This window comes from Pseudomonas sp. PA-1-6B, assembly GCF_021609545.1.
Lineage (GTDB): Bacteria > Pseudomonadota > Gammaproteobacteria > Pseudomonadales > Pseudomonadaceae > Aquipseudomonas > Aquipseudomonas fluorescens_BV.
In genome coordinates this window covers 1-22871 of sequence record NZ_WJZM01000084.1, presented here as the reverse complement: position 1 = coordinate 22871, position 22871 = coordinate 1, and the positions used below count along the sequence as shown (strand labels likewise).

The 22871-nt window shown below is 60.9% G+C and carries 18 protein-coding genes and 1 pseudogene; 7 read left to right on the top strand and 12 right to left on the bottom strand.

Features of this window, described 5'->3' with window-relative positions; all coding sequences use genetic code 11:
- Positions 1-618: type II secretion system protein GspD (locus tag GIV35_RS25715; RefSeq protein WP_236489167.1), on the top strand; the 618-nt coding region annotated here is incomplete at its 5' end.
- A 59-nt stretch (positions 619-677) separates the two neighbouring features.
- Here GIV35_RS25715 and GIV35_RS25710 read toward each other — a convergent pair.
- The 10 genes from GIV35_RS25710 to GIV35_RS25665 all read right to left on the bottom strand — a co-directional run bounded on the left by GIV35_RS25710 (position 678) and on the right by GIV35_RS25665 (position 15434).
- The gene (locus GIV35_RS25710) at positions 678-1514 is read right to left on the bottom strand and encodes a 5'-nucleotidase, lipoprotein e(P4) family (protein WP_105227298.1); all 837 of its coding nucleotides are present in this window, start codon (positions 1512-1514) and stop codon (positions 678-680) included.
- Between the two features lie 59 nt (positions 1515-1573).
- A complete protein-coding gene (locus GIV35_RS25705; RefSeq protein ID WP_236265186.1) occupies positions 1574-4084 on the bottom strand; it encodes a fimbria/pilus outer membrane usher protein in 2511 nt (836 codons plus the stop codon).
- An 85-nt stretch (positions 4085-4169) separates the two neighbouring features.
- Positions 4170-4910: a fimbrial biogenesis chaperone gene (locus GIV35_RS25700; RefSeq protein ID WP_105227296.1), complete on the bottom strand. Its 741-nt coding sequence runs from the start codon at positions 4908-4910 to the stop codon at positions 4170-4172.
- A 75-nt stretch (positions 4911-4985) separates the two neighbouring features.
- Entirely contained in the window at positions 4986-5588 is a 603-nt protein-coding gene (locus GIV35_RS25695; protein ID WP_014719104.1) for a fimbrial protein, read from the bottom strand.
- A gap of 198 nt (positions 5589-5786) precedes the next feature.
- Positions 5787-6434, bottom strand: coding sequence for a response regulator (locus GIV35_RS25690; RefSeq protein WP_054898360.1), 648 nt, complete (start codon positions 6432-6434; stop codon positions 5787-5789).
- Between the two features lie 23 nt (positions 6435-6457).
- Positions 6458-9631, bottom strand: coding sequence for a hybrid sensor histidine kinase/response regulator (locus GIV35_RS25685; protein ID WP_236265184.1), 3174 nt, complete (start codon positions 9629-9631; stop codon positions 6458-6460).
- Between the two features lie 70 nt (positions 9632-9701).
- Positions 9702-10895 carry an EAL domain-containing response regulator gene (locus GIV35_RS25680; protein WP_003192443.1) on the bottom strand — a complete coding sequence of 398 codons (1194 nt, stop codon included), beginning with the start codon at positions 10893-10895 and terminating at the stop codon, positions 9702-9704.
- Complete coding sequence (locus tag GIV35_RS25675) at positions 10882-13680, bottom strand: ATP-binding protein (protein ID WP_236265182.1); 2799 nt, start codon at positions 13678-13680, stop codon at positions 10882-10884. Before GIV35_RS25675 ends, GIV35_RS25680 begins: the two co-directional genes overlap by 14 nt.
- 57 nt (positions 13681-13737) lie before the next feature.
- A complete protein-coding gene (locus GIV35_RS25670) occupies positions 13738-14721 on the bottom strand; it encodes a fimbrial protein (protein ID WP_054898363.1) in 984 nt (327 codons plus the stop codon).
- A 23-nt stretch (positions 14722-14744) separates the two neighbouring features.
- Positions 14745-15434 (bottom strand): fimbrial biogenesis chaperone, encoded by a 690-nt coding sequence (locus tag GIV35_RS25665; RefSeq protein WP_105227291.1) that lies wholly within the window; start codon positions 15432-15434, stop codon positions 14745-14747.
- A 197-nt stretch (positions 15435-15631) separates the two neighbouring features.
- Between GIV35_RS25665 and GIV35_RS25660 the strand changes: the two genes are divergently transcribed.
- Positions 15632-16153, top strand: a complete 522-nt coding sequence (locus tag GIV35_RS25660) for a chemotaxis protein CheY (protein ID WP_236265180.1) — start codon at positions 15632-15634, stop codon at positions 16151-16153.
- 15 nt (positions 16154-16168) lie between these two features.
- Here GIV35_RS25660 and GIV35_RS25655 read toward each other — a convergent pair whose 3' ends face one another.
- The gene (locus GIV35_RS25655; protein ID WP_236265178.1) at positions 16169-17374 is read right to left on the bottom strand and encodes a DUF1835 domain-containing protein; all 1206 of its coding nucleotides are present in this window, start codon (positions 17372-17374) and stop codon (positions 16169-16171) included.
- 354 nt (positions 17375-17728) lie between these two features.
- Positions 17729-18805, bottom strand: a complete 1077-nt coding sequence (locus GIV35_RS25650) for an aldo/keto reductase (protein WP_054898365.1) — start codon at positions 18803-18805, stop codon at positions 17729-17731.
- Between the two features lie 215 nt (positions 18806-19020).
- Here GIV35_RS25650 and GIV35_RS25645 point away from each other — a divergent pair, with 215 nt between their 5' ends.
- From GIV35_RS25645 to GIV35_RS25625, 5 genes and pseudogenes are all read left to right on the top strand, one after another.
- Entirely contained in the window at positions 19021-19653 is a 633-nt protein-coding gene (locus GIV35_RS25645; RefSeq protein ID WP_236265979.1) for a glutathione S-transferase family protein, read from the top strand.
- 169 nt (positions 19654-19822) lie between these two features.
- Positions 19823-20743: a LysR family transcriptional regulator gene (locus GIV35_RS25640; protein ID WP_236304324.1), complete on the top strand. Its 921-nt coding sequence runs from the start codon at positions 19823-19825 to the stop codon at positions 20741-20743.
- Positions 20743-21627 carry a LysR family transcriptional regulator gene (locus tag GIV35_RS25635; protein ID WP_236265916.1) on the top strand — a complete coding sequence of 295 codons (885 nt, stop codon included), beginning with the start codon at positions 20743-20745 and terminating at the stop codon, positions 21625-21627. Before GIV35_RS25640 ends, GIV35_RS25635 begins: the two co-directional genes overlap by 1 nt.
- A 79-nt stretch (positions 21628-21706) precedes the next feature.
- A complete protein-coding gene (locus tag GIV35_RS25630; RefSeq protein WP_236265917.1) occupies positions 21707-22639 on the top strand; it encodes a pyridoxamine 5'-phosphate oxidase family protein in 933 nt (310 codons plus the stop codon).
- Between the two features lie 31 nt (positions 22640-22670).
- A pseudogene (locus tag GIV35_RS25625) lies at positions 22671-22871 on the top strand (hypothetical protein); the annotation flags it as partial.

Below are 22871 nucleotides of genomic sequence, written 5' to 3'. Positions count from 1 at the left end.
TTGTTCTACTCCTTCGTCAGCTCCAACCTGCAAGTGGCCCTGCACGCCCTGGAAACCAACGGCCGCACCCAGGTGCTGTCGGCGCCATCGCTGGTGGTGATGAACAACCAGCCGGCGCAGATCCAGGTGGGGGACAACATTCCCATCAGCCAGACCACCGTCAATACCGGGGACGCCGACACCACCTTGAGCAGTGTCGAATATGTGCAGACGGGGGTGATTCTGGATGTGGTGCCGCGCATCAATCCGGGTGGGCTGGTGTACATGGATATCCAGCAACAGGTCAGTGATGCCCAGAACCCGACGGGAAACAGTGAGACGCCGGTGAACCCGCGTATCTCCACGCGCTCGGTGTCCACCCAGGTAGCGGTGCAGAGTGGCCAGACGGTGCTGCTCGGCGGGTTGATCAAGCAAGACAACGCTGAGAGCGTCAGTGCCGTGCCTTACCTGGGGAAGATTCCGGGGTTGCGCTGGTTGTTTGGCAATACCAGCAAGTCCAAGGACCGCACGGAGCTGATTGTGCTGATTACGCCGAGGGTGATTACCAGCAGCAGCCAGGCGCGGCAGGTGACGGATGATTATCGCCAGCAGATGCAGCTGTTGCGCCCCAAGCAATGAGCGGCTCTTGATCGTTCCCACGCAGAGCGTGGCAACGATCATCACGGCAGGGCTTTACCCTATTGCTGCAACAGCAATGCCTGCTGCTTGAGCCTGCGTTTCTGCGCAAACGGCAAGCTCTCATCATCCCCATACGGCGCGCTATACCAGTTGCCGTAGCTCGGGTTGGGCAGCAGGAACCAACGCTGGCCTAGCCAGTTCACATAGGGTTCGACGGCCTTGCGTTGTGCATCCAGGGTGTTGTGTTCGGCTTGCACGAAATCTCCCAGCGAGTCACCTGCCATCAACAGCACGCGGGCATGGCTGGCGACCCACTGACGGCGGCACTGCTTGCCGTAGCCCGCGCTTTCGCAGTGGCCGGTGGGGGTGCTGGCCGCCAGGATCTGTGTGTCGCTCTCAATCGGAAAACCGCGCAAACGCAGGTTTTTGGCGGTAGCCGCGACCTGGCTGTGTTCGCGGTTGGTGAGGTAGTACACCTTGACACCTTTTTGTCTGGCCGCTTGCAGGAACGCCACGGAACCCGGCAGCGCCTGAGCCTTGGCCTGCTCGACCCAGGTATTCCAGCGATCGTAGGAATAGACCTGATTGTTGATGATGTCGCGGGCGTTGAGGGGCACGTTGTCCAACAGGGTCTCGTCGATATCCACGATCACCGCCGGCGGCAAACCGGTCAGCTTGCGGGCAGGCAAAGGCAGGGCGTCCCAGCTGGGGTCGGCCAGTGCTACATCGAGTTGGCGGGTGGCATTGGCGAAGAGCTGGCGGTAGATCAGCTCGTGTTCGATGGACGTCTGGGTCCAGAGCACTGCATCGAGTTGGTCGTTGGCCGGGGGTGTTTGCTGGCAGCCTGCCAGAGCGGTGGTCAATAGGCAGGCACTGGCGAAGAACAAGTTACGCATGAGCAAGTCTCGCAGAGGGTAGGCGCGTGGTCAGCACAGTAGCGCAATTACCCGCACAATCAAGGCGTGCACACCAGTGACTGGCGCTCATAGTTCAGCGCCTTGTTCTGCGGTGGTAACGCATAGGTGGCACGACAATGCTGCTCACCCCACTTGATGATCAGCGTGCCCTGATCCTCTTCCACCAGTGCCAGGGCATTACCATTCGGATCGGCAATCGCCAACTGCTTGCCATTGGCGTCTTCCAGTGAGGCACCAAACGACAGCGGTTGATGCTGGGCATCAAACAACTCAAACAATACGCGACGTCCGCTAGTGCCACTGTAATGCGCCACCACGATGGCGCCACGGCGCGGCACCAGTTGCTGGGTGGCGTTGGTGATTTCCACGTCGCCTCCCAGATCGCGAGTGTCCAGGCTGATCCAGTTGACCCGGTAGGGTTGCGCAGTGGGCACCACGGCATAGCCGTTGTACCCGGTCTCCACCCCGCTGTAGCTGCTGATCTTGGCACCAGAGACGCCTGGTACTTCGGCCAGGGCGAAGGTCTCGCTGACCGTCTGCCCCAGGTTGACGCCACCCGCATGAGCCACCACCGAGCCGGCGAGATTGAAGTTCTGTGAGTTGTAGCCCTGGCCCTGGCTGTAACCGAGGCTGACATCTGCCACGGCGGTGCGACTGTTGACGTTCACCGAGCCTGAGTCGCCGCTGGTGTCACTGTGGCCGGCCTGCACCGAATAGAAAGTGTCGCTGGTATCGGCCACGTAGCCATTGATGCCCGCTTGGGTGGTGGTATCGCCACGTTGGTGGCTGGTGGTGACAAACGCCCGTGGCGCGCGGGCCTGGCTGCCCAGCGGGAAAGACACCGACAGGTTCACCTGCGTGTCGCCGCTCGGCTCACCCCAGGTGACGATCTGCTTGGTGCGCGTCACGCCAAGGTTGTAGCTTAGATCGCCCCAGTTGCCGGTGTAGCCCGCGGAAAAGCTCTGGGAGCCGCCGCGATTCCAGTAGCGTTGGTCGCTGGCGTTCACATACAGGCTGCCAAATTCGCTGTTGCGCCCGAGGCTCTGGTTAATGGTCAGATCGGTGCGGGTTTTCGAGTGGCCGGTGCGCACGCGCACGTCTTCGCTGCTGTCTTCCACATGGTCGGTGAGGCTGCGATAGCCCTCGGTGGAGTAGCGATAAGCGGCCAGGGTGAAGTTGGTATCGGTGCCGGCAAAGGTCTTGGCGTACAAGGCGCGTACGCTGCTGCCCTGGGAGGTTCGCCCCTGGGCCTTGCTGGACGAATGGGTGGTATCGAGCGAGAACGCCCCGAACGAGGTGTTCCGCCCGGCGCCGATCGACAGCGCGCTGTAGTCCTCACTGGCTTGCAGGCCGACAATCCCGCTGAGGTTGCTGGTCAAACCATAGGCCAGGGTGCCGCTGAGAAAACGTGGGGAGGCCAGGCCATCGGCATTGCTTTTGAACGTGCCCGCCGAGACGCTGTACTTCACCTGGCCTTCGCGCACCATGATCGGCAGGCTGGAGAACGCCTGCATCGTCACCCGCCGCGTACCGTCGGCTTCGATCACGGTGATTTGCAGGTCACCGTTGGAGCCGCTGGGGTAGATATCGTTGATTTCGAACGGGCCTGGCGCGACGTTGGCGGTGTAGAGGATGTAGTCGTTCTGGCGGATTTCCACCGTCGCGTTGGTCTGCGCCACCCCACGGATTACGGGTGCATAGCCGCGCTCGCTGTCGGCGCGCATGCCATCATCAGAGGCGAGCTTGACCCCGCGATAGCGCACGCTGTCGAACAGGTCAGTGTCGGAGAAAATCTCACCGGCGCTGAACTGGCCCTTGATCGCGGTGACGTCATGCTGCAAGTAAGTGCGGTTGCTGGTGAAGGTGTTCGAGCGATCGGTGCCGCCGCTCAGGTTCGACTCGTTGCGCAGGCGCCAGGCCCCCAGGTTGATGCCGTTGCGCAGGCCCAGGTTATTGGCAATGCGGGTTTTATAGTCGCCGGCGGTGCGGCTGCTGTTGAGCTGGTAGTTGATGAAGGCGGCGGGCACACCGTCGTCCCACAACTGTGGGTCGACATACCCGCGCAAGCCACGCTGCATCGCCACCTGCGGGATACTTGCGAGCAGGCGCAGACGGCTGCTGTCGTAGCGCACGCTGGCGTCTTCGATCATGTCGGCAAGGGCGTAGCAGTCCTGCGGCTGCTGCGGGTCAAGTTTGCCCTCGGCCTGCAAACGGTGCAGGTCGATACCCAGTTGCTTGAGCAGGTCGAGGGTCAGGCAGGCTTCTACACGACCGTTTTTCGGGTTGCGCTTGAAATCGATATCGCGTCGGCCCACCAGCATTTCGTTGCTGTACAGGTCGACGCGGTAATTGCCCGGTAGCACGCTGTTGGCCGAGAGCAATTGCTGCAAGTCCACCGGCGACTGCGAGCCTTGCAGGAACGTGGTGTTGAAGGTTTGCGCAGCGTCATCGGCCATGGTCAGACTGGGCAAGCTGGCAGCAATCGCCAGCGACAGCGTCTTCAACTTCAATACGCCACGGGCGGGCCTGTTGCTGGAAAGAAAAGACATGCGAAGACCTATGACATCCCTGATTGACGGACAGTCGGGCACGCAAACACGCACGCGAAGTGAGCTTGTGAGTTAGCGAAAGTGCTTAGGGGTTAAGTCGCGATTCAGTCGCATACGCCGGTAGCGCGGTGCCGCTAGACAGTGGCGCGCTGTAGTGATTCTGCGCGCCGTAGTCATTGATGCTGGAAAACGACAACCGCACCGGCCCGCTGGCAACTGGAGCACTGAGCGCAAACTGTTTTTGTTCGCCTGGCGCAATCATGGTGGAGTCGCTGGCCACTACCGCCTGCACTTTGATGTCGGCCATGGACACGTGGTACAGCGTCGGGTTTTTCACCTGCAACAGGGTTTGGCTGCCGTGTTTGGCCAGCGTCCATTCAAGCTGTGCAGGGGCTTGCAGCGCGCTGCCGGTAAGGCCGGCAGGGCGGTAAAAAATCTTGATGCGTTGGCGGATGGCCAACTGCAAGGTGTTCTCGGATTCGTTGGCTTTGGGGATTTCCTGCACATTGAGCCACACCACCGACTCGCGGTCCGTGGGCATGCCGGTGCCCTCATACAGAATGCGCAGCAGTTGTTGTTCCTTGGCGAATACCCGGGCCAGTGGCGGGGTGACGGCAAACGGTGCACGGCTGGCGCTGGCGTCGTTCATGTCGACCCAGGATTGAATCAATACATCCTGGTTACCGTTACGCACGGTAATGTTGGCTTCCTTGTGGTCACCGTCAAACACGATACGGGTGGCATTCAATGAAATGCTGGCGGCGGCCTGGGTAGCCATGAGCAAGCCCAGCAGCCCCAGACATGCGGCGATAGAACGAGGCGGCATGAGGGTTATCCGGTGTAATCAGAAGACAATGGCGAGGCCGCAAGGCCTCGCGCGTTCGGTGCCCGGGGCGCCGAATTATTCGTATTGCAGGATGAACGGCAGGGTGGCGTCACCGCGACCGGCGGTCGACGAACCCGCCGCTGCGGTAGTGACGTAGGCGGCCGCGAAGCTCAGGGTGGCGTCGCCGCCTTCAGTACCGGCACCGTGCATGGTGCTTTCAATGCGTGCGGTGCTTGGCGAGCTGAGGTCAATCAGACTGCCCTTGCTGTCCAGCAGGGCAATACCGACGTTTTGTGCAGTGGCCGAACCCGGGTTCAGGGCCAGTACTTTTTTGCCGGTGACCAGGCCGGAACCGCCGTTGTTGGCGTCAAAGATCATGGCGACCTTGGTGCCCTGGTTGCAGTTGACGTTCAGGTTGAAGTCTTTGGCGGTCACACGACCTGCGGTTGGGTTTTCCGCGGTGCCCATGTCCTTGATCGAAACGTTGCCCATGTCCACCGAAATGGTGCGGTCGGAGTTGGCGCCGTCCACCGAGCACGCGTCGTTGTTGATCACGCCGGTGAAGGTGATTTTGCCGCTGCCGCCCAGGGTTGGCGCTGCTGCTTCACCTTCGGCGAATGCACTGCCGGAGGCCGCGATAATGGCCGAGGCGATAACAGCCAGGGAAAACTTCTTCATGATGATGTCCGTAAGGTTTAGTTGGAAAAAAGTGCTGTTGTTGAACTGCGAGCAAAGAGTAGGCGACGAGGCGGTAGGAGCGAATAAGACGATTCTTATAAGCGCTGGGGCGGGCAGGTTATTTGCACGGTTGCAGCAGTGAAGAGCCAGAAAACAAAGGGCGAAGCCATTGTCCAGGAATGGCTTGCAAGTTACGCGTTAGTTGAAGATGTTACGTTCCAGGCAATAAGCAAGAAGGTCTTGGTCGCTGCTCACTTCAAGTTTGCGCATGGCCGATACTTTTTGTGCGCTGATGGTCTTTGAGCTTCGGTTCTGGCGGCGCGCAATATCACTCACGCTCATGCCGGAAATAAACAGGCGCAGGATCTCGAACTCTTTGGGTGACAAACTTGTAAAGCGCTCGTCAATTGCCGTGAGGGTCTCTATCACCGAGGTCTTTGGCGGCTCCAGGCTGCGATAGTCGCTGTCTTGGGCGATCGCCTTGAGTGCCAGTTGAATCTCGGTATGCAACTGGCTTTTCTGGATGATGCCGACCACGCCCAGCTCTTGCAGGCGGGTGAGAATCAGGTGATTGGAGATCATGGTCAGGATCAGGATCTGTACCTGCGGGAAGTGCCGTTTGAGGTACTCCACCAGCTTCAGGCCATCGCCATAAGGCGAGTCGCCCGGCATGTTGTAGTCGGTAATCACGATGTCAGCGCCTTGATGCTGCAACAGCTCGATCAGGCCGGCCGAACACACGGCCTCGCCGACGACTTGAAAGCGCATGTCACGCTCTACCAGTTCGCGAACGCCAAGCAACACGATCGGGTGATCGTCCGCGATTACCACGTTGAATTTTTTCATAAAGGGCCGTCCGTAGTGCCAGTTCAAGTGAGTGAAGAGTGCCCGAGCTGGAGAGTCTCCAGAACGGCCGACAGACGCTGCATCACAGTCTTCACCTTGAGCTCAAGCGTTGTGTCGAGGCTGCCGCGGTTAAGTGCGCTTTCCAGTTCGATGCAGGCCTGGGCCAGGCTGAGCGCCTGCACTGCGCCCAAAGCGCCGGCGATCGAGTGCAGCAGTTGGCCGAGGCCACGGGCATCACGCTGGACCAGGGCCGCGCCGATGCGCTGCATATCCTGCTGCACGCTGCTGATGAACAGCGGGCGCATCTTGTCCGACAGTTGCACGCGGTCGTCGAATACCTGGGCGTCAGGCTCAACCGGCGACTTGACCTTGCACAGTTTGATCAACTGATCGCGCAGGGTTTGCAGGCTCAAAGGCTTGACGATCCAGGCGTTCATGCCCACTGCCAGGCAACGTACGCCTTCCTCGCGCATTGCATTGGCGGTCACGCCGATAATCGGCAAGTGTGGATCATGCTCACGCAAGGTTCTGGCCAGTTCATAGCCATTCATCAACGGCATATTCACGTCGGTCAGCACCAGGTCGAAGGCCTTCGGTTGCCATAACTGCAACGCCTGTTCACCGTTGGCGGCCAGGCTCACCGAGCAACCGAGCGCCTCCAGCTGTTCCTTGATAATCGCCTGGTTGACCGGGTTGTCCTCGGCCACCAGGATGCGCAGCTCTAGCCGCCCGGCGCTTTGTGGCCGGGTCGCCGTGGGTTGCTCGTGCCTGCCGTGCTGCGCCAGTGATACGGTGGCGGCGATGGTGCGTATGTCGTGCATATCCACCACCCAGCCTTGCGCTGTGTGCAGCGGCGGGCTGTGCGCACCGGGCAGGCAGAGCACACGTTGGCCGGCCCATGGCTTGGGGGGCTCGCCGGGTAACAGTTCTACCAGTACCGCGTGGTGACTGTCTTTGTCCTGGGTGGTCGCGGCCAGGGCGGCGGTGATTCCCAGGCGGTTGAGCCAGTCACTCATTGCCTGCGCCAGTTCGCGTACCGGTGCCTGCACATACACCGGCGTCGAGCTGGGCTCGATCAGCGGCAGGTTGGTCAGTGCACCACAACACAGTGGCAAGCGCATTTTCAGGGTAAAGCTGCTGCCCAGCCCGGGCTCGCTGACCACGCGGATTTCGCCGTCCATCATCTGCGCCAGCCACCGGCAAATCGGCAGGCCAAGCCCAGTGCCGCCTTCGCTGGCGGTGTCCGGTGCCTGGTAGAACAGATCGAAGAGCTTGGCCTGCTGCGCCTCGGCAATGCCCACGCCGGAATCGGTGACTTGCCATTCCAGGTCGACATTATTGGCGTCGCTGCCCACCACCCTGGCACGAATCACCACGCACCCAAAGTCGGTGAACTTGATGGCGTTGCTCACCAGGTTATTGAGGACCTGGCGGATGCGCATCGGGTCGCCCATCAGGCAGTTCGGCAACTGCGGGTCGATGCAACTGTAAAGCTGCAACCCCTTGCGCCGGGCGAAGGCGGCGTAGGTGTGCAAGGTATCTTCGAGCATGTCCAGCGGGCAGAAATCCACGGCTTCTATCGCCATTTGCCCGGACTCGATCTTCGAGACATCCAACACATCACTGATCAGTTGGAACAGTGTGGCGGACGAACGCTGGATGGTGTGCAGGTAGGTTTTCTGGTGCGGGTCGAGGTCGGTCAGGCCGAGCAATTCGAGGGTGCCGAGCACGCCATACAGCGGCGTGCGGATCTCATGGCTCATGGTTGCCAGGAACAGCGTCTTGGCCTCGCTGGCCGCATCGGCGGCATGACGTGCCTCTTCCAGGGCCTGGGCGTCTTCGATGTGCCGGGTGATATCGTTGAATGCATACAGGCGTACGTCTTGAGCCTGATAACGGGTCGACACAAAGCCGATCTGCAGGTGCCGGCCTTCGATCTCCAAGTGCGTCTCACCGCTCTCGGCGCCATCGTGCTTACCGGCCATTGCCTCCACCAGGCGTGAGGTGCCCGGCCATTGCTGGGCGCGCTGGTTCTCGATCAATACCCTGCCATCGCTGCGTCGCACCACGCATAACCCAGTGGGTGCGGTGTCGATGATCACGCGGCTGAACGCCACGCTTTCGGCGATGCGTTCGTGGGCCAGTTGTGCTGGGGTGATCACCTGGCGTCGATACCATCGGCTGCCAGCCCAACCCAGTGTAACCAGGCTGAACAGCACCAACGCCATGGTGCTCAACGGCCACAATGCGGAGTGAAAGAAGTGCGAGTAGTTCAGGCCATAGACCGCGCTCCAGGGCTGGTCGCCGGCCTCGGTGACCTTGAATTCAAAGCCGTCGGCCGTGAAATGCACACCATCGCTGAGCTGCGCCTGGTTGGCTGGCCCAATCAACCGGTTACCGTCAGGGCCAATCAGGGTAAAGCGATCAAACGCCGAGTGATTCAGCGCGCGCTGTACATCGTCGACCTGCGACACGTCGAGCAGGGTGCCGATCACGGCCTGGCCCTGGGCGTCGAGTGGCAGGCCGATGTAGGCCAGCAAATGTTCGGGTTCGGGGCCGGCCTGCCAATACACCCGATTCTGCTCCAGTGGCTGCGGCGCCTGTGCAAGGATTTGCTGCACGGCGTTGACCCGGGCCACCGGGTTGTCGGTATCCTCGGGGCTTTCCCGGTGCTGATAGCCCACGGACGGAATGGTGATGGCGTAGTCGGCCTGGCGATTGAGCAGGAAGGTTTGCGGCGCCTCGTACGGCGAGGAGGACCAGAAGGCGCTGTAGTAGCTGGTCAAGTGCGCACCCAGGGCAAAAATCGGCGGCCTCGCGGCGGTGCTGATCTGCTGTTCATCGAACTTGACGCTGAAGGGCACCGAAAACGAATACTTCTGGCCTTCGTACAGCGTGCGACGGTTGTCGACCATGCGGCTTTTGAGGCTGACCTGCACGTTGGTGGCGTGCAGCAGTTCGGCCTGGATGCCGGGGTGTGTCAGGCTCTTGAGGTAGGTTTGCTGTTCTGCGAGGTTTTCCATCAGCCGCGCAAAGTGAAAGCGCATCGCGCTGTAGCGAATTTCGACGCCCCGGTGCAGAGACCAGTAATTGGTCAGCATCAGCAGCAACGCGATTCCCATCAACACCATCAAGCCTTTGTTCAGGCGCAATGAGCTGCGGGTAAAGGCTTCGAGAATCGCGTTATTGTGCTTCATCAGGGGTTTCCGCAGGCGCAGGATAAATCGGCACTGGATGGAGCTTACTCCTTATGATCGTGGCCGCCAGCTAGTGAGATGTCGCGGGGCCATCATTGTTCAGTAGTTGCTGAAATTGGTCCGAAGACACTGCGTGAGAGATCAGGAACCCCTGCACCTGATTGCAGTCGATTTTGCGCAGCAGCGCCAATTGCTGCGGGGTCTCCACGCCCTCGGCAACCACCGTCAGACCCAACTTGCGGCCCAGCGCGATAATGCTCGCCAATGCCTGGGCGATGCCTTCGTTGTCGTGGCTGCCCTGCACCAGCGCCTGGTCGATCTTCAGTTCGGTAAATGGCGTGGACACCAGATTGAGGTAGGAGCTGTAGCCCTTGCCGAAATCATCCTGGGACAAACCGAACCCCTTGATCCGCAATCGGCAGGCGCCGGCGTAGAAATTGCTGATGTCCTGCGGCACCGAACATTCCATCAACTCGAAGCAGATCATGCCCGGGATACCATCGTGGTGCAGCACGAACTCCAGCAAACGGTCGGCCAGGTCATGGCTGTTGAGCAAGTGGGTCGGCAGGTTGATCGACACTGGAATTTCATAGCCGCGCTGGCGCCAGTGTTCCTGGGCGTGGATCGCTTGCTTGAGCACCAGCCACAACAGCCGCTCCTCCAGTTCGAACGCCTTGATTGCCGGCAGGAACGCGGCAGGCAGCATCACGCCTTGTTCGGGGTGCATCCAGCGCACCAGGGCTTCGGCAGCGACGATACGGCCGTTGGCCAGGGATTTTTTCGGCTGGAACCAGGCCTGGAACTGGCCGCTGCTCATGGCCTGCACCAGCGTGTGACGGTCGATGTCCATGTGCTCGGGCAGTTCGGGGGTAGGCGTGCGCACCCTGTTCCTGAGTTGGTTGACCAGGGTGCGCAAGGCCTCGGCGTTCACGGGCTTGGAAATCAGGCCAAGCACTTCCACATCGAGGTTTTTCGCCACCAGGCTGGCCGCCATCAGCATGCGCCTCGACGCCGCACTCATGATTGCCAGCGCCGGCTTGCAGCGCAGGCTGGCCAGGCACTGGATAAACTGCACGCCGTCCATGCCGGGCATCAGCAGGTCGGTCAGTACCAGGTCGAAGTCCCGCTGGCGCAGGCGCTCCAGCGCTTCTTTGCCATCCTCGGCGGTTTCGAGCAGGAAGTCTCCCAACTCGCTGAGCAAGTTCTGCAGGTAGATATGCTGCAGGGGATGGTCCTCGACAATCAGAATACTAAGGGGCTTCATGGGTGATCCGTGCATAAGGCGCCAGGGAGTTGAATAGAGCCCGCAACGCAAAGGGTTTGACCAGGCAATGGTTCATGCCGGCGGCCAGGCACAGGTCGGCCTCGCCGCGCATGGCGTTGGCGGTGGCCCCGATAATCGGCAACGTGCAGCCCTGGCGCCGCAGTTCACGCGCCAGTTCATAGCCGTTGATATGGGGCATGTTCACATCCGTCAACACCACGTCGAAGTTGCCGGCGGTGTGGAGCTGCAACGCTTGCTGACCGTCGGCCGCCAGCTCCACGGTGCAGCCGAGTTCTTCCAGTTGATCACGCAAAATCAGCTGGTTGATGATGTTGTCCTCGGCCACCAGCAGGTGCAGGTTGAGTTTGTTCAGATCCCGCCGGTGCGTTTGCTCATCGGCACGGGCCACCCATAGCCCTTGCGCCTGGCTCACGGCCTGATGAATAGCCCCCAGGTGGTTGAGGTTGACGTGCCAGGCGCCGGCGTCGGCTTCTACGCCGGGGCAGGCGTTGCTGCTCACGTGAATCACCGGCCCGGGCCACTCGGGCACCAGCAACGGGTCGACACTGCCGGGGTGCACTTGCAACAGCAGATGTGTGTCCGCCAGCGTCGGCAAGCCGGCCTGGGCCCTCGCGCCCCAACGGCGCAACCAGCCGGCGATGGCGTTTGCCAGTTCCGGGATCGGCGAGGCCACGTAAATGGTCTCGGCCAGCAACGGTGTCATCGGTGGAACAGATGCTTCTTCCAACGGCAGGATCAGGCTGAAACTGCTGCCCAGGCCGAGTTCGCTGACCATGCGGATATTGCCGTTCATCAACTCCGTCAGACGCTGGCAGATAGGCAGGCCCAGGCCGGTGCCGGCGACCACATTGGTATTGCCCTCACTCTGGTAAAACGGCTCGAAGATCATCGCCTGGTCTTCCTGGGCGATACCTTTGCCGGTGTCCGAGACTTGCCACAACAGACTGGAGCGTTCTCCGTCGCGGCCCAGCACTTTGACCCGCAGCACCACGCGCCCATAGTCGGTAAATTTCACCGCGTTGTTGAGCAGGTTATTGAGAATCTGGCGGATGCGCGTTACGTCGCCGATCAGACGTTCCGGCAGCTTGGGATCAAAGCAGGCATACAACTGAAGGCCCTTGGCGTGGGCCGCTGCGGCGTAGCCCTGGATGATTTCATGCACAAGGTCCAGCGCAGAGAACTCGCCCATCTCCAGTGCCAACTGCCCGGCCTCGATCTTCGATACGTCCAGCACATCGCAGATCAGTTGCAGCAAGGTCGACGATGAGCCTTCGATCGCCTGCAAGTAGTCCTTTTGTTGTGCATCCAGTTGCGTGCGCGCCAGTAGTTCCAGGGTGCCGAGCACGCCATACAGCGGTGTACGGATTTCATGGCTCATGGTCGCCAGGAACAGGGTTTTTGCCGCGTTGGCTGCGTCCGCCGATTGCCGCGCCTCTTCCAGCGCCGCCTCGACCTGCTTGCGCGCACTGATGTCACTGAAGGCGCAAAACAGCACGTCTTCGCCTTTGTAGCGGGTGGGTGCACTGCTCAGGTACAGGTGACGGCCATCGATGGTTTCAAAGTAGTCACTGCGCTCGGAAGGTCCGTTGGCAAAGGCTTGCTCGATCCAGCCGGCGCGCAGCGCCTCGCGCTCCGGCCCGTTACCCAGCCATTGCTGGGCCAGGGCGTTTTCCAGTACCACCTGGCCGTCGGTGCGGCGCAGCACGCAGAGGGCCACAGGAGCGGTCTGGATCACATCGCGGCCGAAGGCTTCGCTTTCGATCAGCGCCTGGATGCGATGGATCGACGGAATGATGAAACGCTGGTCGACGCGGCGCATCACCAGCCCGATCAGCGTCAGGCTGAACAGGCAAAGCAACAACGAACCGAGCAGCTGTTTCCACAGGCCAGTGACCACTGCACGCAGGTCGATGGAGTACATCAACTGCCACTCAGAGGACTTCAGGTGTTTGCGAATCACCAGGTGGTCGGGTAGCCAGCCGTTGCCGACAAAACCGAAAAAACTGTCTTCGCCGGGCCTCAGCTGTTGCTGGCTCAACTGTTTATCGGTGCTGTTGGTGAACACCAGCATGCCCTGGGAATTGAGCATCATGAACTCGCCGGCGCTCTGGTCGCTGAGTGTCGAGGAGACTTCACGGCTATCCATCTCCAGGCCGAGCCAGCCGGAGTCGGGGTCGCGTTCGTCCAGGCGGATGAAGATGTACAGGTGCGAGTGCTGTTCAGTCCTGTCGCTCAGCCAAAGTTCGTTAAGTGTGGCCGGGTCGGTGTGCTGCAGGGCCTTGAGGCGATTGAGCATGCATTTGGAAATCGGCAATACCTGCGCGGTGGCGTCGTAAAGGCGCATCACTTGCGGGTTGGGGCCGGCGTTGACATAGAGTAGGTTCAGCTGTTTGGCCTTGAGGTAGTCGCGCATGCGTGCGGTCAGCCAGATGCTCCACTGGTTGCCCGATGTGTCGCCCAATTCCAGGTGCTGTTCTTCGGCCGAGGATGGATAGACCCTGGACTGCTTGCGCACTGCCGACAGGCTCAGGCTTTCGAGCAGGGCTTGGCGGTTGGTGAAAAAGGTATGGGCTTCGGCAATGGCGCTGCTCATGTAGCCGCGGCGCTGGGAGATGTCGTTGTTGAAGGTCGACAGCAAAAAGGTATAGACCCCGCTGAGGATGCCTACCAGCAGCACGCTCGCAAAAATACGAAGCAGCCTTCTGGCTGCTTCGGGTCGGGAGAGGACGGGGTTGATCTGGAGCAGATAACTTTTCAATCGCATCGGCAGACTTTACGTCTGGGCCTTTGCCGGTGGCATAAGACGATCCTTAAAAATCATCTACTTGTAGTACATATCCACCACCACGGCAGCATCGAACGCTCCTGGAATCGGTAGGGTGCGCCACTTGAGGTCGGCGCGGAATTCATCGTGGCTCTGGCCCAGGCCCATCAGTTCTTGCAGCGTGAACCAGTTATTGAAGGGCAGTTGCTGCTGGCTCTCGGCGCGAGATAGCGAGATGCCGACTGAGCTGTTGTTGTCCGGCACCAGCAGGCCATTGTTCACACTGCCGCCGCCCGGCGTGGTGGCGAAGCGTGCGCTGACGGTATAGGGCGTGTCGCAACCCTTGCGCAGGTTCAGGCTGAAGTTTGCGCTGCTGGCGACTTCACCGATCGAGGCTTTGCGCGAAGGTGTGGGGAAGTTGACCACGCTGGGGCTGATGGTCAGTTCGGGAGTGCAAGGCACGAAGCGGATATCGTTCATGCCAGTGACCACATAATTGAAGTTGCTGTTGGGGCGTGAGTTGAGCCCGCGCACGCCGTCCAGTTGGAACACGCGGTAAGAGGTCAGCGTGCTGGCCTGGCCGCTCGGTGGCGTGGGGTCGTACTTCTCGATGAACACGCTGAAATTGAGGGTGAAGCGCGCCTTGTCCCAGCCCACGCAGTTGGACAAATTGCAGCCTCGGTCGGAGAAGAAACCGGTACCGACCTTGCCGGTGCTTTGGGTAATCGGTTGGTTGTTGTAGCGAATGCCCACGCGAATCCCGGTGCCGATACTCACGCTGGCGGGGTTGACGTAAAAATACACTTCCTCACGGCCGTGGAGGTAGTCGTCCTTGCAGATGACATTGGTCGAGCGCGGGCCGGATTCCCAAATGATAGTGCCGTTGGGTGCGTCGGCGGCGACCGCCAGCGCCGTACCCAGCGCTTCCTGGGTGATGATCGAGTTGGTGCCGTCCTCGCGGCAGGCCAGTGCGTGGCTGGTAGCGGGCAAGACCGCGCAGGCCAACACCAGAAGCGGTAAACAGCGTTTGGTCAGTGACATCGGTTCAAATACCCCGTGATTTATCAGTTGAGCGCCGTGCTATGACGGGCTTGCAAACCGATATCGGTGATTTCGGTGAAGTGGAGAGTGGTGCCCTTGGGTACAGCGTCGAGCGCGGTCAGGGTTTTGCGTTCATGAGGCTTGAGCAGCAGGTAATCGCTGAGCGTCTGGCTGTCGGTTCGCAGGTTGACCAGCGATAGGTGGAAGGCGCTGGGGTTGTTGGCCGTCACCGTGCGCCCGTCGCTGCTCCATACCAACTGCTGCACCGCCTCGGCCGAGCCGCCCAGGAGTGCGGGAGGGCGATAGAACAGCTTGAGCCGCTGGCGGATCGCGAATTGCACGCTGTTGGGGTCTTGGGCCTTGAGCGGGATTTCCATGATATTGAGCCAGAACAGCGATTCACGATCGCTGGGCAAGCCCTCACCGGCATACAGTATGCGCAGCTTGTGATGCTCCCCGGCGCCCAGTTGTACCAATGGCTCGGTGGCGGCAAAGGGCACGGTACGGTCGGCTGATTCGTCCTCGCTGGTGATCCAGGTTTGCACCACCACTTCCCGCGAGGCCTGGTTGACCACACTGATACCGGCGGCCTTGTCCTGGCCGAAATAGATCAGGCGGGTGCCTTCGATCTTCAGCGCCGCATTGGCAGGCGGGGGCGCAAGCACCAGCAGCCCGCAGGCCAGCAGCACCACTCTGAGTAGAAACATGAACACGGCAATTCCATGGTCGGGTGAGGGAACGCAGACCATGGTAGGTAGTGAGTGGCACGAAGGCTTTGAGGCGATTCTTAAAAGTACGGTGTGCCCCTGATTGCCGTTTCAGAATCGCCTTAAAGTCAAGGTTCACCCCTGACGGTACTTTGCTCAGCGTTGAATGATCGACGCGGATGCCCAACTGTCAGGTTTACCCTATGTCCAATAAAGCGTTACGCCTTCTGATTGCCGATGCAGAGCTTTTGCAACGGATCAAGATCGAGAAAATGCTCAACCAGCTGGGTTATCACCGCATCGCCCCGTTGAGTTCGTTCGACGAGTTGCAGGCACTGACACGCTCGGGCCTTGTGGCGTTTGACCTGCTGATCATCAACACTGCGCTGGTGCACTCGCGGCAGGTCAACCTGCTCAAGTACTGCCATGACAACCCGTTGATCCGCCACACGCTGATTTATGACGGGCAATGTGCGCAGCGCTCTGTGGTGTCGGTCTCGGTTAGCCAGACCCTGCACCTGTCATTGTCACAGTCGCCCGACTTCACCTCCCTGCGACGCTGCATGGAAATTGTCGATCCGTCACACAGTTTTCCGATCGCTGAGTGGCCCATGCTGCACGCCGTGGACGGCCGAGCGTCCCAGCCTTCGATTAGCCCGCGGGCGGTCTACCAAGGCGACCCGACGGTGGTGGCATGTGCCGTGGGGTTGTTTCCCAAGCGCTGATCGTATCGTGCAGCATCAGTCACGCCAGACGGGCAGATCATCATGGCCCAGTGCCCAATGAGGTTGCCGTGGCCGCAGGCACACACCACCGACCCAGCGCTCATGGCTGGCGTGGTCCAGCCAGCAGGCATTGCCGTCCAGTACCTGCTGCGCCAGTGGCGTCAGCGCCAATACGCGGCGCGGCCACTCCATGTTCGTTTCGGTCTCGATCAGCAGCGGCGCCGTCCCATCAATCAATGGGCGCAGCAGCGCGTGAAACATCATATCGCCCAGGAAAGGCAGTGGCTCGCGCTTGGCCATCAACTCGGCAAACACCCGACCGAAAGGCACAGGCCCGGCCTCAGTAATATATTTCAAGGACAAACGTTCAGTCAGTGACAACCCATCCTCGAGACCCGGCAACTCCTGTAACTGACGCTGTAACGCCGGCGCCAGAAAGGGCAGGGCAGGGTGATTGCCATGGGCCAGTTCCGCGAGCTTGAGCGGTGAGCTGTCGCAGTAAGCCGACCAGGCCCGTTTGGCCAACTGCACTGCGTCGTCGTCGATCAAGCGCCGCTGCGGCCAGAGCCAGGCCAGCACATCGGGGGCCAATTGGCCTATGCCGATAAATCGCTCGACGCCGGGAATTCGGTCTGCCTCAATCAGCTCCAGCTTGCGCGGCGCCTGCTCAAGGCCAGCCAGGGCGCGGACCAGGAACAATTGATCGTAGGCGTCCGCCTCGCACCACAGCACACTGTGATCGGCGTTGTTCAAGGCTTGTAGTTGGTTGTATTCATCGTTGATGCGATGCGCAACTTCAGTGGAGTCAAGGGCAAAGGCCTGACTGATAAAGGTACTGCGCATCGCTCGGAACGCTTCGCTGGGTAGTTCACGCACTGGCCCCATGCACAACGGGTCAGTGAGCATCCGGAACTGTCCCTTGAACCCGGCCAGTTGCAGGCTGTGGGCAATATCATTACCACACCGCCAATGGGTGGTGCGGGATTCATCGCTGGCATCGAAACCAGGGTGGCGGGCGGCAAAGTCGAGGGCGTCGACGTGGGCCTTGAGCTTGGGCCAACTGGCGAAGCCCAGCTGTTTGGCTACCTGCCATTGAGCCTGGGACAAGGTTGCGCTGGGGTCTAGGCTTTTCAGCTGCGACAACAGTTCCTTGGCGCGCTTGCGCTGCTGCTCAAGGTTGAGGCGGCCATGGGTAGTGGAGGCTAAAGGGCGTTGCGACATACGAGCTCCTTGCACAAACCTTTTCCGCTTCAAGGTTGGGAGTCGTAGAAATGAGGTGGAGCTGGGATGTCTTGGGCGCAGCCCTTTCCGCGGAAGGTGGCGTAGAGAGCGCCAGACGGGAAATATAGGCAGCATTGCCGTTCGGTGCAACCCTGAGATTGTGGGGTTGCCCCAATGCCACTCAGTCAAGCGCAGTCCCCGTGTGGCAGCGGGCTTGCTCGCGAAAGCGGTAGGTCAGTCGCTGCATCTGTTACTGCACCACCGCTTTCGCAGGCAAGCCAGCTCCCACATTGGATCTTCGTTGCTTTGAGCATTGCGTTCGCTTAATTCATCGGCATTGGGGCGGGTGCTGTTTTATTTGTCCTGCCGCGCATCCAGGGTTTTTTGATGCTCGGCCAGGAAGGGTTGCTCCGCTGGGTCAAAACGATCAATCCCGGCAGTGAAGCGGTGCCAGTAGGGGTACAACGGCTGACGGCGAGTGACGGCTTCGATGCGCGCCGACTGCTCTTCGGTGAGTTTCAGCTCGGTGGCCGCCAGGTTATCGCGCAGGTGTGCTTCCGTACGGGCGCCGATAATCAGCGAGGTGATCCCCGGGCGATCCTTGAGCCAGGCCAGGCAGGTGCGGGCGACCGAGACGCCGTGTTCATCACCGACGGCGGCGAGGGTCTCGATAATGTCCAGTGCACGTTCCTGATCGTGGACGTAGGGTTCCGGCCAACCGCTGCCCTGGCGGGTATTGGCGGGCGGCTTGTGCCCGCGTCGGGTCGTGCCGGTCAGCAAGCCTTCGCCCATCGGGCCCCACACCAAAGTGCCAACCTGCTGGTCCAGGGCCAACGGCAGCAACTCGTACTCGGCCTCGCGGGATTCCGGGGTGTAGTAGATCTGCTGGGTAATCGGCTTGAGCATGCCGTGCAGTTCAGCCTTGCCCAGGGTTTTCATCATCTGCCAGGCGGTGAAGTTGCTGGTGCCGAAGTAGCGGATCTTGCCCGAGCCGACCAACAGGCGCAGGGCTTCCAGGGTCTCTTCGATTGGCGTCATGCCGTCCCAGTTGTGCAGTTGGTACAAGTCGATGTGGTCGGTGCCCAGGCGCTTGAGGCTGGCTTCGCAGGCGCGGATCAAGTGGTAGCGCGACGAGCCGGAGTTGTTGGGGTTGTCGTCTACCGGGCTGCGGCCCTTGGTGGCCAGCAGAATGTCGTTGCGCTTGTCGCCCAGCGCCTTGCCCACCACTTCTTCGGCCAGGCCGTGGGAATAGAGGTCGGCGGTGTCGACCATATTCACCCCGGCGTCGAACGCCATATCGAACATGCGCTTGGCCAGGGGCACGTCCACCGCACCGCATTTTTCAAACTCTGCGCGACCGCCAAAGGGCACGGTGCCCAGGATGATTTCCGATACCAGCAGGCCGGAATGACCCAGTTGTCGGTACTGCATGTTGCCTCCTACTTAACGTTGCACGTGAAGGTGTGAACGATGGGGACGGCGATAGTTTGAATTTTTTCATGAAATCCTCGCGCCAAGCTTGGCTATGACGTCAATGAAGATTGTTTCGCTGGATGAAATGCTGGATTGTGAATCCTGGTCATTCCGCCAGACATGGCAGTGGTAGAACATCCCTGGCGTCGATACCCACTCATTTGGAGCCTGTCATGACCCAGCCTGCGATCAAACTCTATGGTTTCCCCCTGTCCGGCCATTCCCACCGGGTCGAACTGATGTTGTCCCTGCTGGGGCTGGCGAGTGAATTTATCCTGGTGGACCTCAAGCAAGGTGCGCATAAAACGCCTGAGTTCCTCACCACCCTGAACAGCTTTGGCCAGGTGCCGGTGATTGATGACGGCGGCACGGTACTGGCCGACTCCAATGCGATCCTGATTTATCTGGCCAGCACCTATGGCCGCGGCGAATGGCTGCCGAGCGACCCTGTCGGGCAAGCCCGGGTGCAGCGTTGGCTCTCGGCCGCCGCCGGCCCACTCCATGCCGGGCCTGCCACGGCGCGCTTGGCCACGGTGTTTGGCGCCGAGGTGGACACTGTCAGCGCAATCAACCGTGCCCATGCCTTGCTGAGCGTGATGGAACAGCAACTGAACCAGAGCCGTTTCCTCGCCAGTGAGCAGCCCAGCATTGCCGATATCGCCTTCTACACCTACGTGGCCCATGCGCCGGAAGGCAATGTGCCCCTGGCCGACTACCCTAAGGTACGCGCCTGGCTCGCCAGCATCGAAGCACTGCCGGGTTTTGTCGGCATGCCGCGCACGGCTGTCGGCTTGCAATCGAGTTGAAGCCCAACACCTGTGGCGAGGGCGCTGGCTCCCGCTGGGCTGCGCAGCAGCCCCAACAAGGCTGCCGTATTTATTCAGCCAAACCGCGCTGGCAGGTTTCAGGGCCGCTGCGCGCCCCAGCGGGAGCAAGCTCCCTCGCCACAGGGGCACATAATCAGAAGGCGTAAAGATGGATCGATTTCATGAAATGCAGGTGTTCCTGGCCGTGGCCGAGGAGGAGGGCTTCGCTGCTGCCGCCCGGCGCCTGAACACGTCGCCGCCCAGCGTGACCCGCGCCATTGCCGCCATGGAACAACGCATCGGCACGCAGTTGCTGGCGCGCACCACCCGCAGCCTGCACTTGACCGAAGCCGGCCAGCGTTACCTGGACGATTGCCGACGCATCCTTGTCGAGCTGGACGAAGCCGAGGAAGCGGCGGCGGGCAGCTACTCCATCCCGGGCGGCCAGTTGACGGTGACCGCACCGGTACTGTTTGGCGAGCTGTATGTGGCGCCGGTACTGGGGGATTATCTGGACCGTTTTCCGTTGGTGAGTATCAACGCCTTGCTGGTCGATAGGGTGGTCAATATGACCGACGAAGGTGTTGACGTGGCGGTGCGTATCGGCCACCTGCAGCAACCCGGGCAGCAAGCGATCAAGGTCGGCGAAGTACGCCGGGTGGTGTGCGCATCGCCCGCTTATCTTGACCAACACGGGCGCCCCCAGCGGCCCGAGCAGTTGCGTGAGGCCAAGCTCGTCACCTCATCGTCCAGCCAACTGGTCAGTGAGTGGACATTCGTTGACGCCGGCCGGCCGCTGAAGGTACCCATCGAGCCACGCCTGGTTGTCACCGCCAACAATGCCGCGATCAACCTGGCCCGCCTGGGGTGGGGCATGACGCGGGTGCTGTCTTATCAAGTCGCGGCAGCGGTGGCGGCGGGGGAACTGGAACTGGTACTGGAGGATTTCGAACCGGCGCCGCTGCCGATCCACGTGGTGTTCCAGCAAAACGGCCGAGTACCGGCCAAGGTCAATACGTTTGTGGACTTCCTCAGTCATCGCCTCGGGCAGGACCCGGCCCTGAGCGCCGCGACCAAGCAGCGTGCCTGATGGAGCGTTATCGCGATATGCAGCTGTTTGCGGCGCTGGCCGGGCAACTCAGCCTGGCGTCGGCGGCGCGCCATGCGCAGGTTTCAGGTCCCACGCTGGTACGAGCTGTTGCGCGCCTTGAGACACGCCTGCGCGTGGTGTTGCTGCAACGTAGTACACGCGGTGTCAACCTGACCGATGCAGGCCAGGCTTACCTTGCCGACTGCGTGCGCCTGCTGGCAGCGGTGGACGCGGCCGAGGCCTCGGCCAACGGTTTGCATGTGCAGGCCCAGGGCGACCTGCGGATATTTCTGCCGTTGCTGTTCAGCCGCTATGTCATGGCGCCGTTGTTGGCCGGCTATGCGGATCGCTACCCGGCGGTGCGTGTCATCGCGCACTACCACGACTATTTCCCTAACCTGCACGTAGAAGGGCTGGATGTGGCGGTGCTGGTCGGCGAATTGCCCAGTTCGTCGCTGATTGCGCGGCAAGTCGGGCAGGTGGGCACTGTCCTTTGCGCCAGCCCCGCTTACTTGGCGACCCGGGGCGAACCCCGGCATCCGGCTGAACTCAAGCAGCATCATCTGATTGCCAGCGCCGACCCGGTGCACTGGGATTTCCCGCACTACACCCTCAAGGCTCGCGCCCGGCTGCGTTTCGCCACTGTCCAAGGCGCGATCAATGCGGCGGTGCAGGGGGCGGGCGTGATTCGAGCCTTGAGTTACCCGCTGCACGAACACCTGGCGAGCGGCCAGTTGCAGCGCCTGTTGCCTACCTTCGAGTTGCCGCCGCAGCCGGTGCATGTGGTCTACCGCGAAGGCCGTCATGCGTCGATGCGCGTGCGCAGCTTTGTCGACTACTGCGTCACCGCGTTGCGCGAGCATCCGGCGTTTCAGTTGGCGTAATAGTGGATTGCCCTGGGTGGGCATTCTCTCCATTACGGCCTGGGCGCAGCATGCTCGTATCTAACCGGAGGTGAGCGCCATGCACTCGATTGAAGCAACCCCTTGGCATGTCGGCGAACGACACCTGCAGGAAAGTGCCGGCGTTTCTGAACGCATGGCCATGATCGGGCCCAAGGTCATTCGTGATCATTTGCCTGAGCAGCACCGCGATTTTTATCCGCTGCTGCCGTACTTGATCGCGGGTGTGGTGGACGAGCAGGGCATCCCCTGGGCGACGATGCTGGAAGGCGCACCCGGGTTTGTGCATTCACCGGACCCACACACGCTGCAGATCGACAGCCTGCCCGCCAAAAGCGATCCCGCCTGGGCTGGGATAGCGGATGGCGCGGCGATCGGCCTGCTGGGTATCGACCTCAACACTCGCCGCCGCAATCGCATGAATGGCCAGATCGGATCGCTTGAGGATGAGGGCTTTGCGGTGGACGTAGTGCACACTTTCGGCAATTGCCCCAAATACATCCAACTGCGGCCCGTCGCTGGCATTGCACGCAAACCCGGCAACCTGGCCGAGCGCAGCTGCCGCCTGGACGACGCCGCACAAGCACTGATCCGCCACGCCGACACCTTCTTCGTCGCCAGCTACATCGACCAGCACGGCGAACGCTCGGTGGACGTCTCCCACCGAGGCGGCAATACGGGATTTGTGCGCGTGGAAGGCAACGTACTGACTATCCCGGATTTTGCCGGCAACCTGTTCTTCAACACACTCGGCAACCTGCACGCCAACCCGGTGGCGGGGTTGTTGTTTGTTGATTTTGAGACCGGTGACGTGCTGCAAGTGGCGGGGCGTACAACCTTGATTCTCGACGGGCCGCAAGTGGCTGAGTTCGAGGGTGCGCAGCGCTTGTGGACGGTGACGGTGGAACATCTGGTCCGCCGCCCGGCAGCATTGGCGTTGCGCTGGCAATTCGCGGAGTTTTCGCCACACAGTCTGGCGATGGGCACCTGGTAGCCTGGCACGATAATGCCATGTAGGAGCGAGCTTGCTCGCGAAAAACGTCAATCATAACGCGGGCTTCCTGAGTAAGCGCGGTGCCTGTGGGTTTTTCGCGAGCAAGCTCGCTCCTATGTATGGACTCGCCCCCACTTTCAACCCGCTTTTCAAACATTGGTACCCGGTTGCATCTATGTATCAGGCCTATCCGAGGAAGCTCCAAACAGCTTCTGGCCAACATTGGATCAGC

What these genes read in the sequence shown, in the direction of transcription:
- GIV35_RS25700 (WP_105227296.1), bottom strand. Translation starts at nt 4,910, where the DNA reads ATGCCGCCTCGTTCTATCGCCGCATGTCTGGGGCTGCTGGGCTTGCTC.
- GIV35_RS25650 (WP_054898365.1), bottom strand. Translation starts at nt 18,805, where the DNA reads ATGCAGTACCGACAACTGGGTCATTCCGGCCTGCTGGTATCGGAAATC.
- GIV35_RS25635 (WP_236265916.1), top strand. Translation starts at nt 20,743, where the DNA reads ATGGAGCGTTATCGCGATATGCAGCTGTTTGCGGCGCTGGCCGGGCAA.
- GIV35_RS25705 (WP_236265186.1), bottom strand. Translation starts at nt 4,084, where the DNA reads ATGTCTTTTCTTTCCAGCAACAGGCCCGCCCGTGGCGTATTGAAGTTG.
- GIV35_RS25690 (WP_054898360.1), bottom strand. Translation starts at nt 6,434, where the DNA reads ATGAAAAAATTCAACGTGGTAATCGCGGACGATCACCCGATCGTGTTG.
- GIV35_RS25645 (WP_236265979.1), top strand. Translation starts at nt 19,021, where the DNA reads ATGACCCAGCCTGCGATCAAACTCTATGGTTTCCCCCTGTCCGGCCAT.
- GIV35_RS25710 (WP_105227298.1), bottom strand. Translation starts at nt 1,514, where the DNA reads ATGCGTAACTTGTTCTTCGCCAGTGCCTGCCTATTGACCACCGCTCTG.
- GIV35_RS25695 (WP_014719104.1), bottom strand. Translation starts at nt 5,588, where the DNA reads ATGAAGAAGTTTTCCCTGGCTGTTATCGCCTCGGCCATTATCGCGGCC.
- GIV35_RS25685 (WP_236265184.1), bottom strand. Translation starts at nt 9,631, where the DNA reads ATGAAGCACAATAACGCGATTCTCGAAGCCTTTACCCGCAGCTCATTG.
- GIV35_RS25655 (WP_236265178.1), bottom strand. Translation starts at nt 17,374, where the DNA reads ATGTCGCAACGCCCTTTAGCCTCCACTACCCATGGCCGCCTCAACCTT.
- GIV35_RS25660 (WP_236265180.1), top strand. Translation starts at nt 15,632, where the DNA reads ATGTCCAATAAAGCGTTACGCCTTCTGATTGCCGATGCAGAGCTTTTG.
- GIV35_RS25675 (WP_236265182.1), bottom strand. Translation starts at nt 13,680, where the DNA reads ATGCGATTGAAAAGTTATCTGCTCCAGATCAACCCCGTCCTCTCCCGA.
- GIV35_RS25680 (WP_003192443.1), bottom strand. Translation starts at nt 10,895, where the DNA reads ATGAAGCCCCTTAGTATTCTGATTGTCGAGGACCATCCCCTGCAGCAT.
- GIV35_RS25670 (WP_054898363.1), bottom strand. Translation starts at nt 14,721, where the DNA reads ATGTCACTGACCAAACGCTGTTTACCGCTTCTGGTGTTGGCCTGCGCG.
- GIV35_RS25630 (WP_236265917.1), top strand. Translation starts at nt 21,707, where the DNA reads ATGCACTCGATTGAAGCAACCCCTTGGCATGTCGGCGAACGACACCTG.
- GIV35_RS25640 (WP_236304324.1), top strand. Translation starts at nt 19,823, where the DNA reads ATGGATCGATTTCATGAAATGCAGGTGTTCCTGGCCGTGGCCGAGGAG.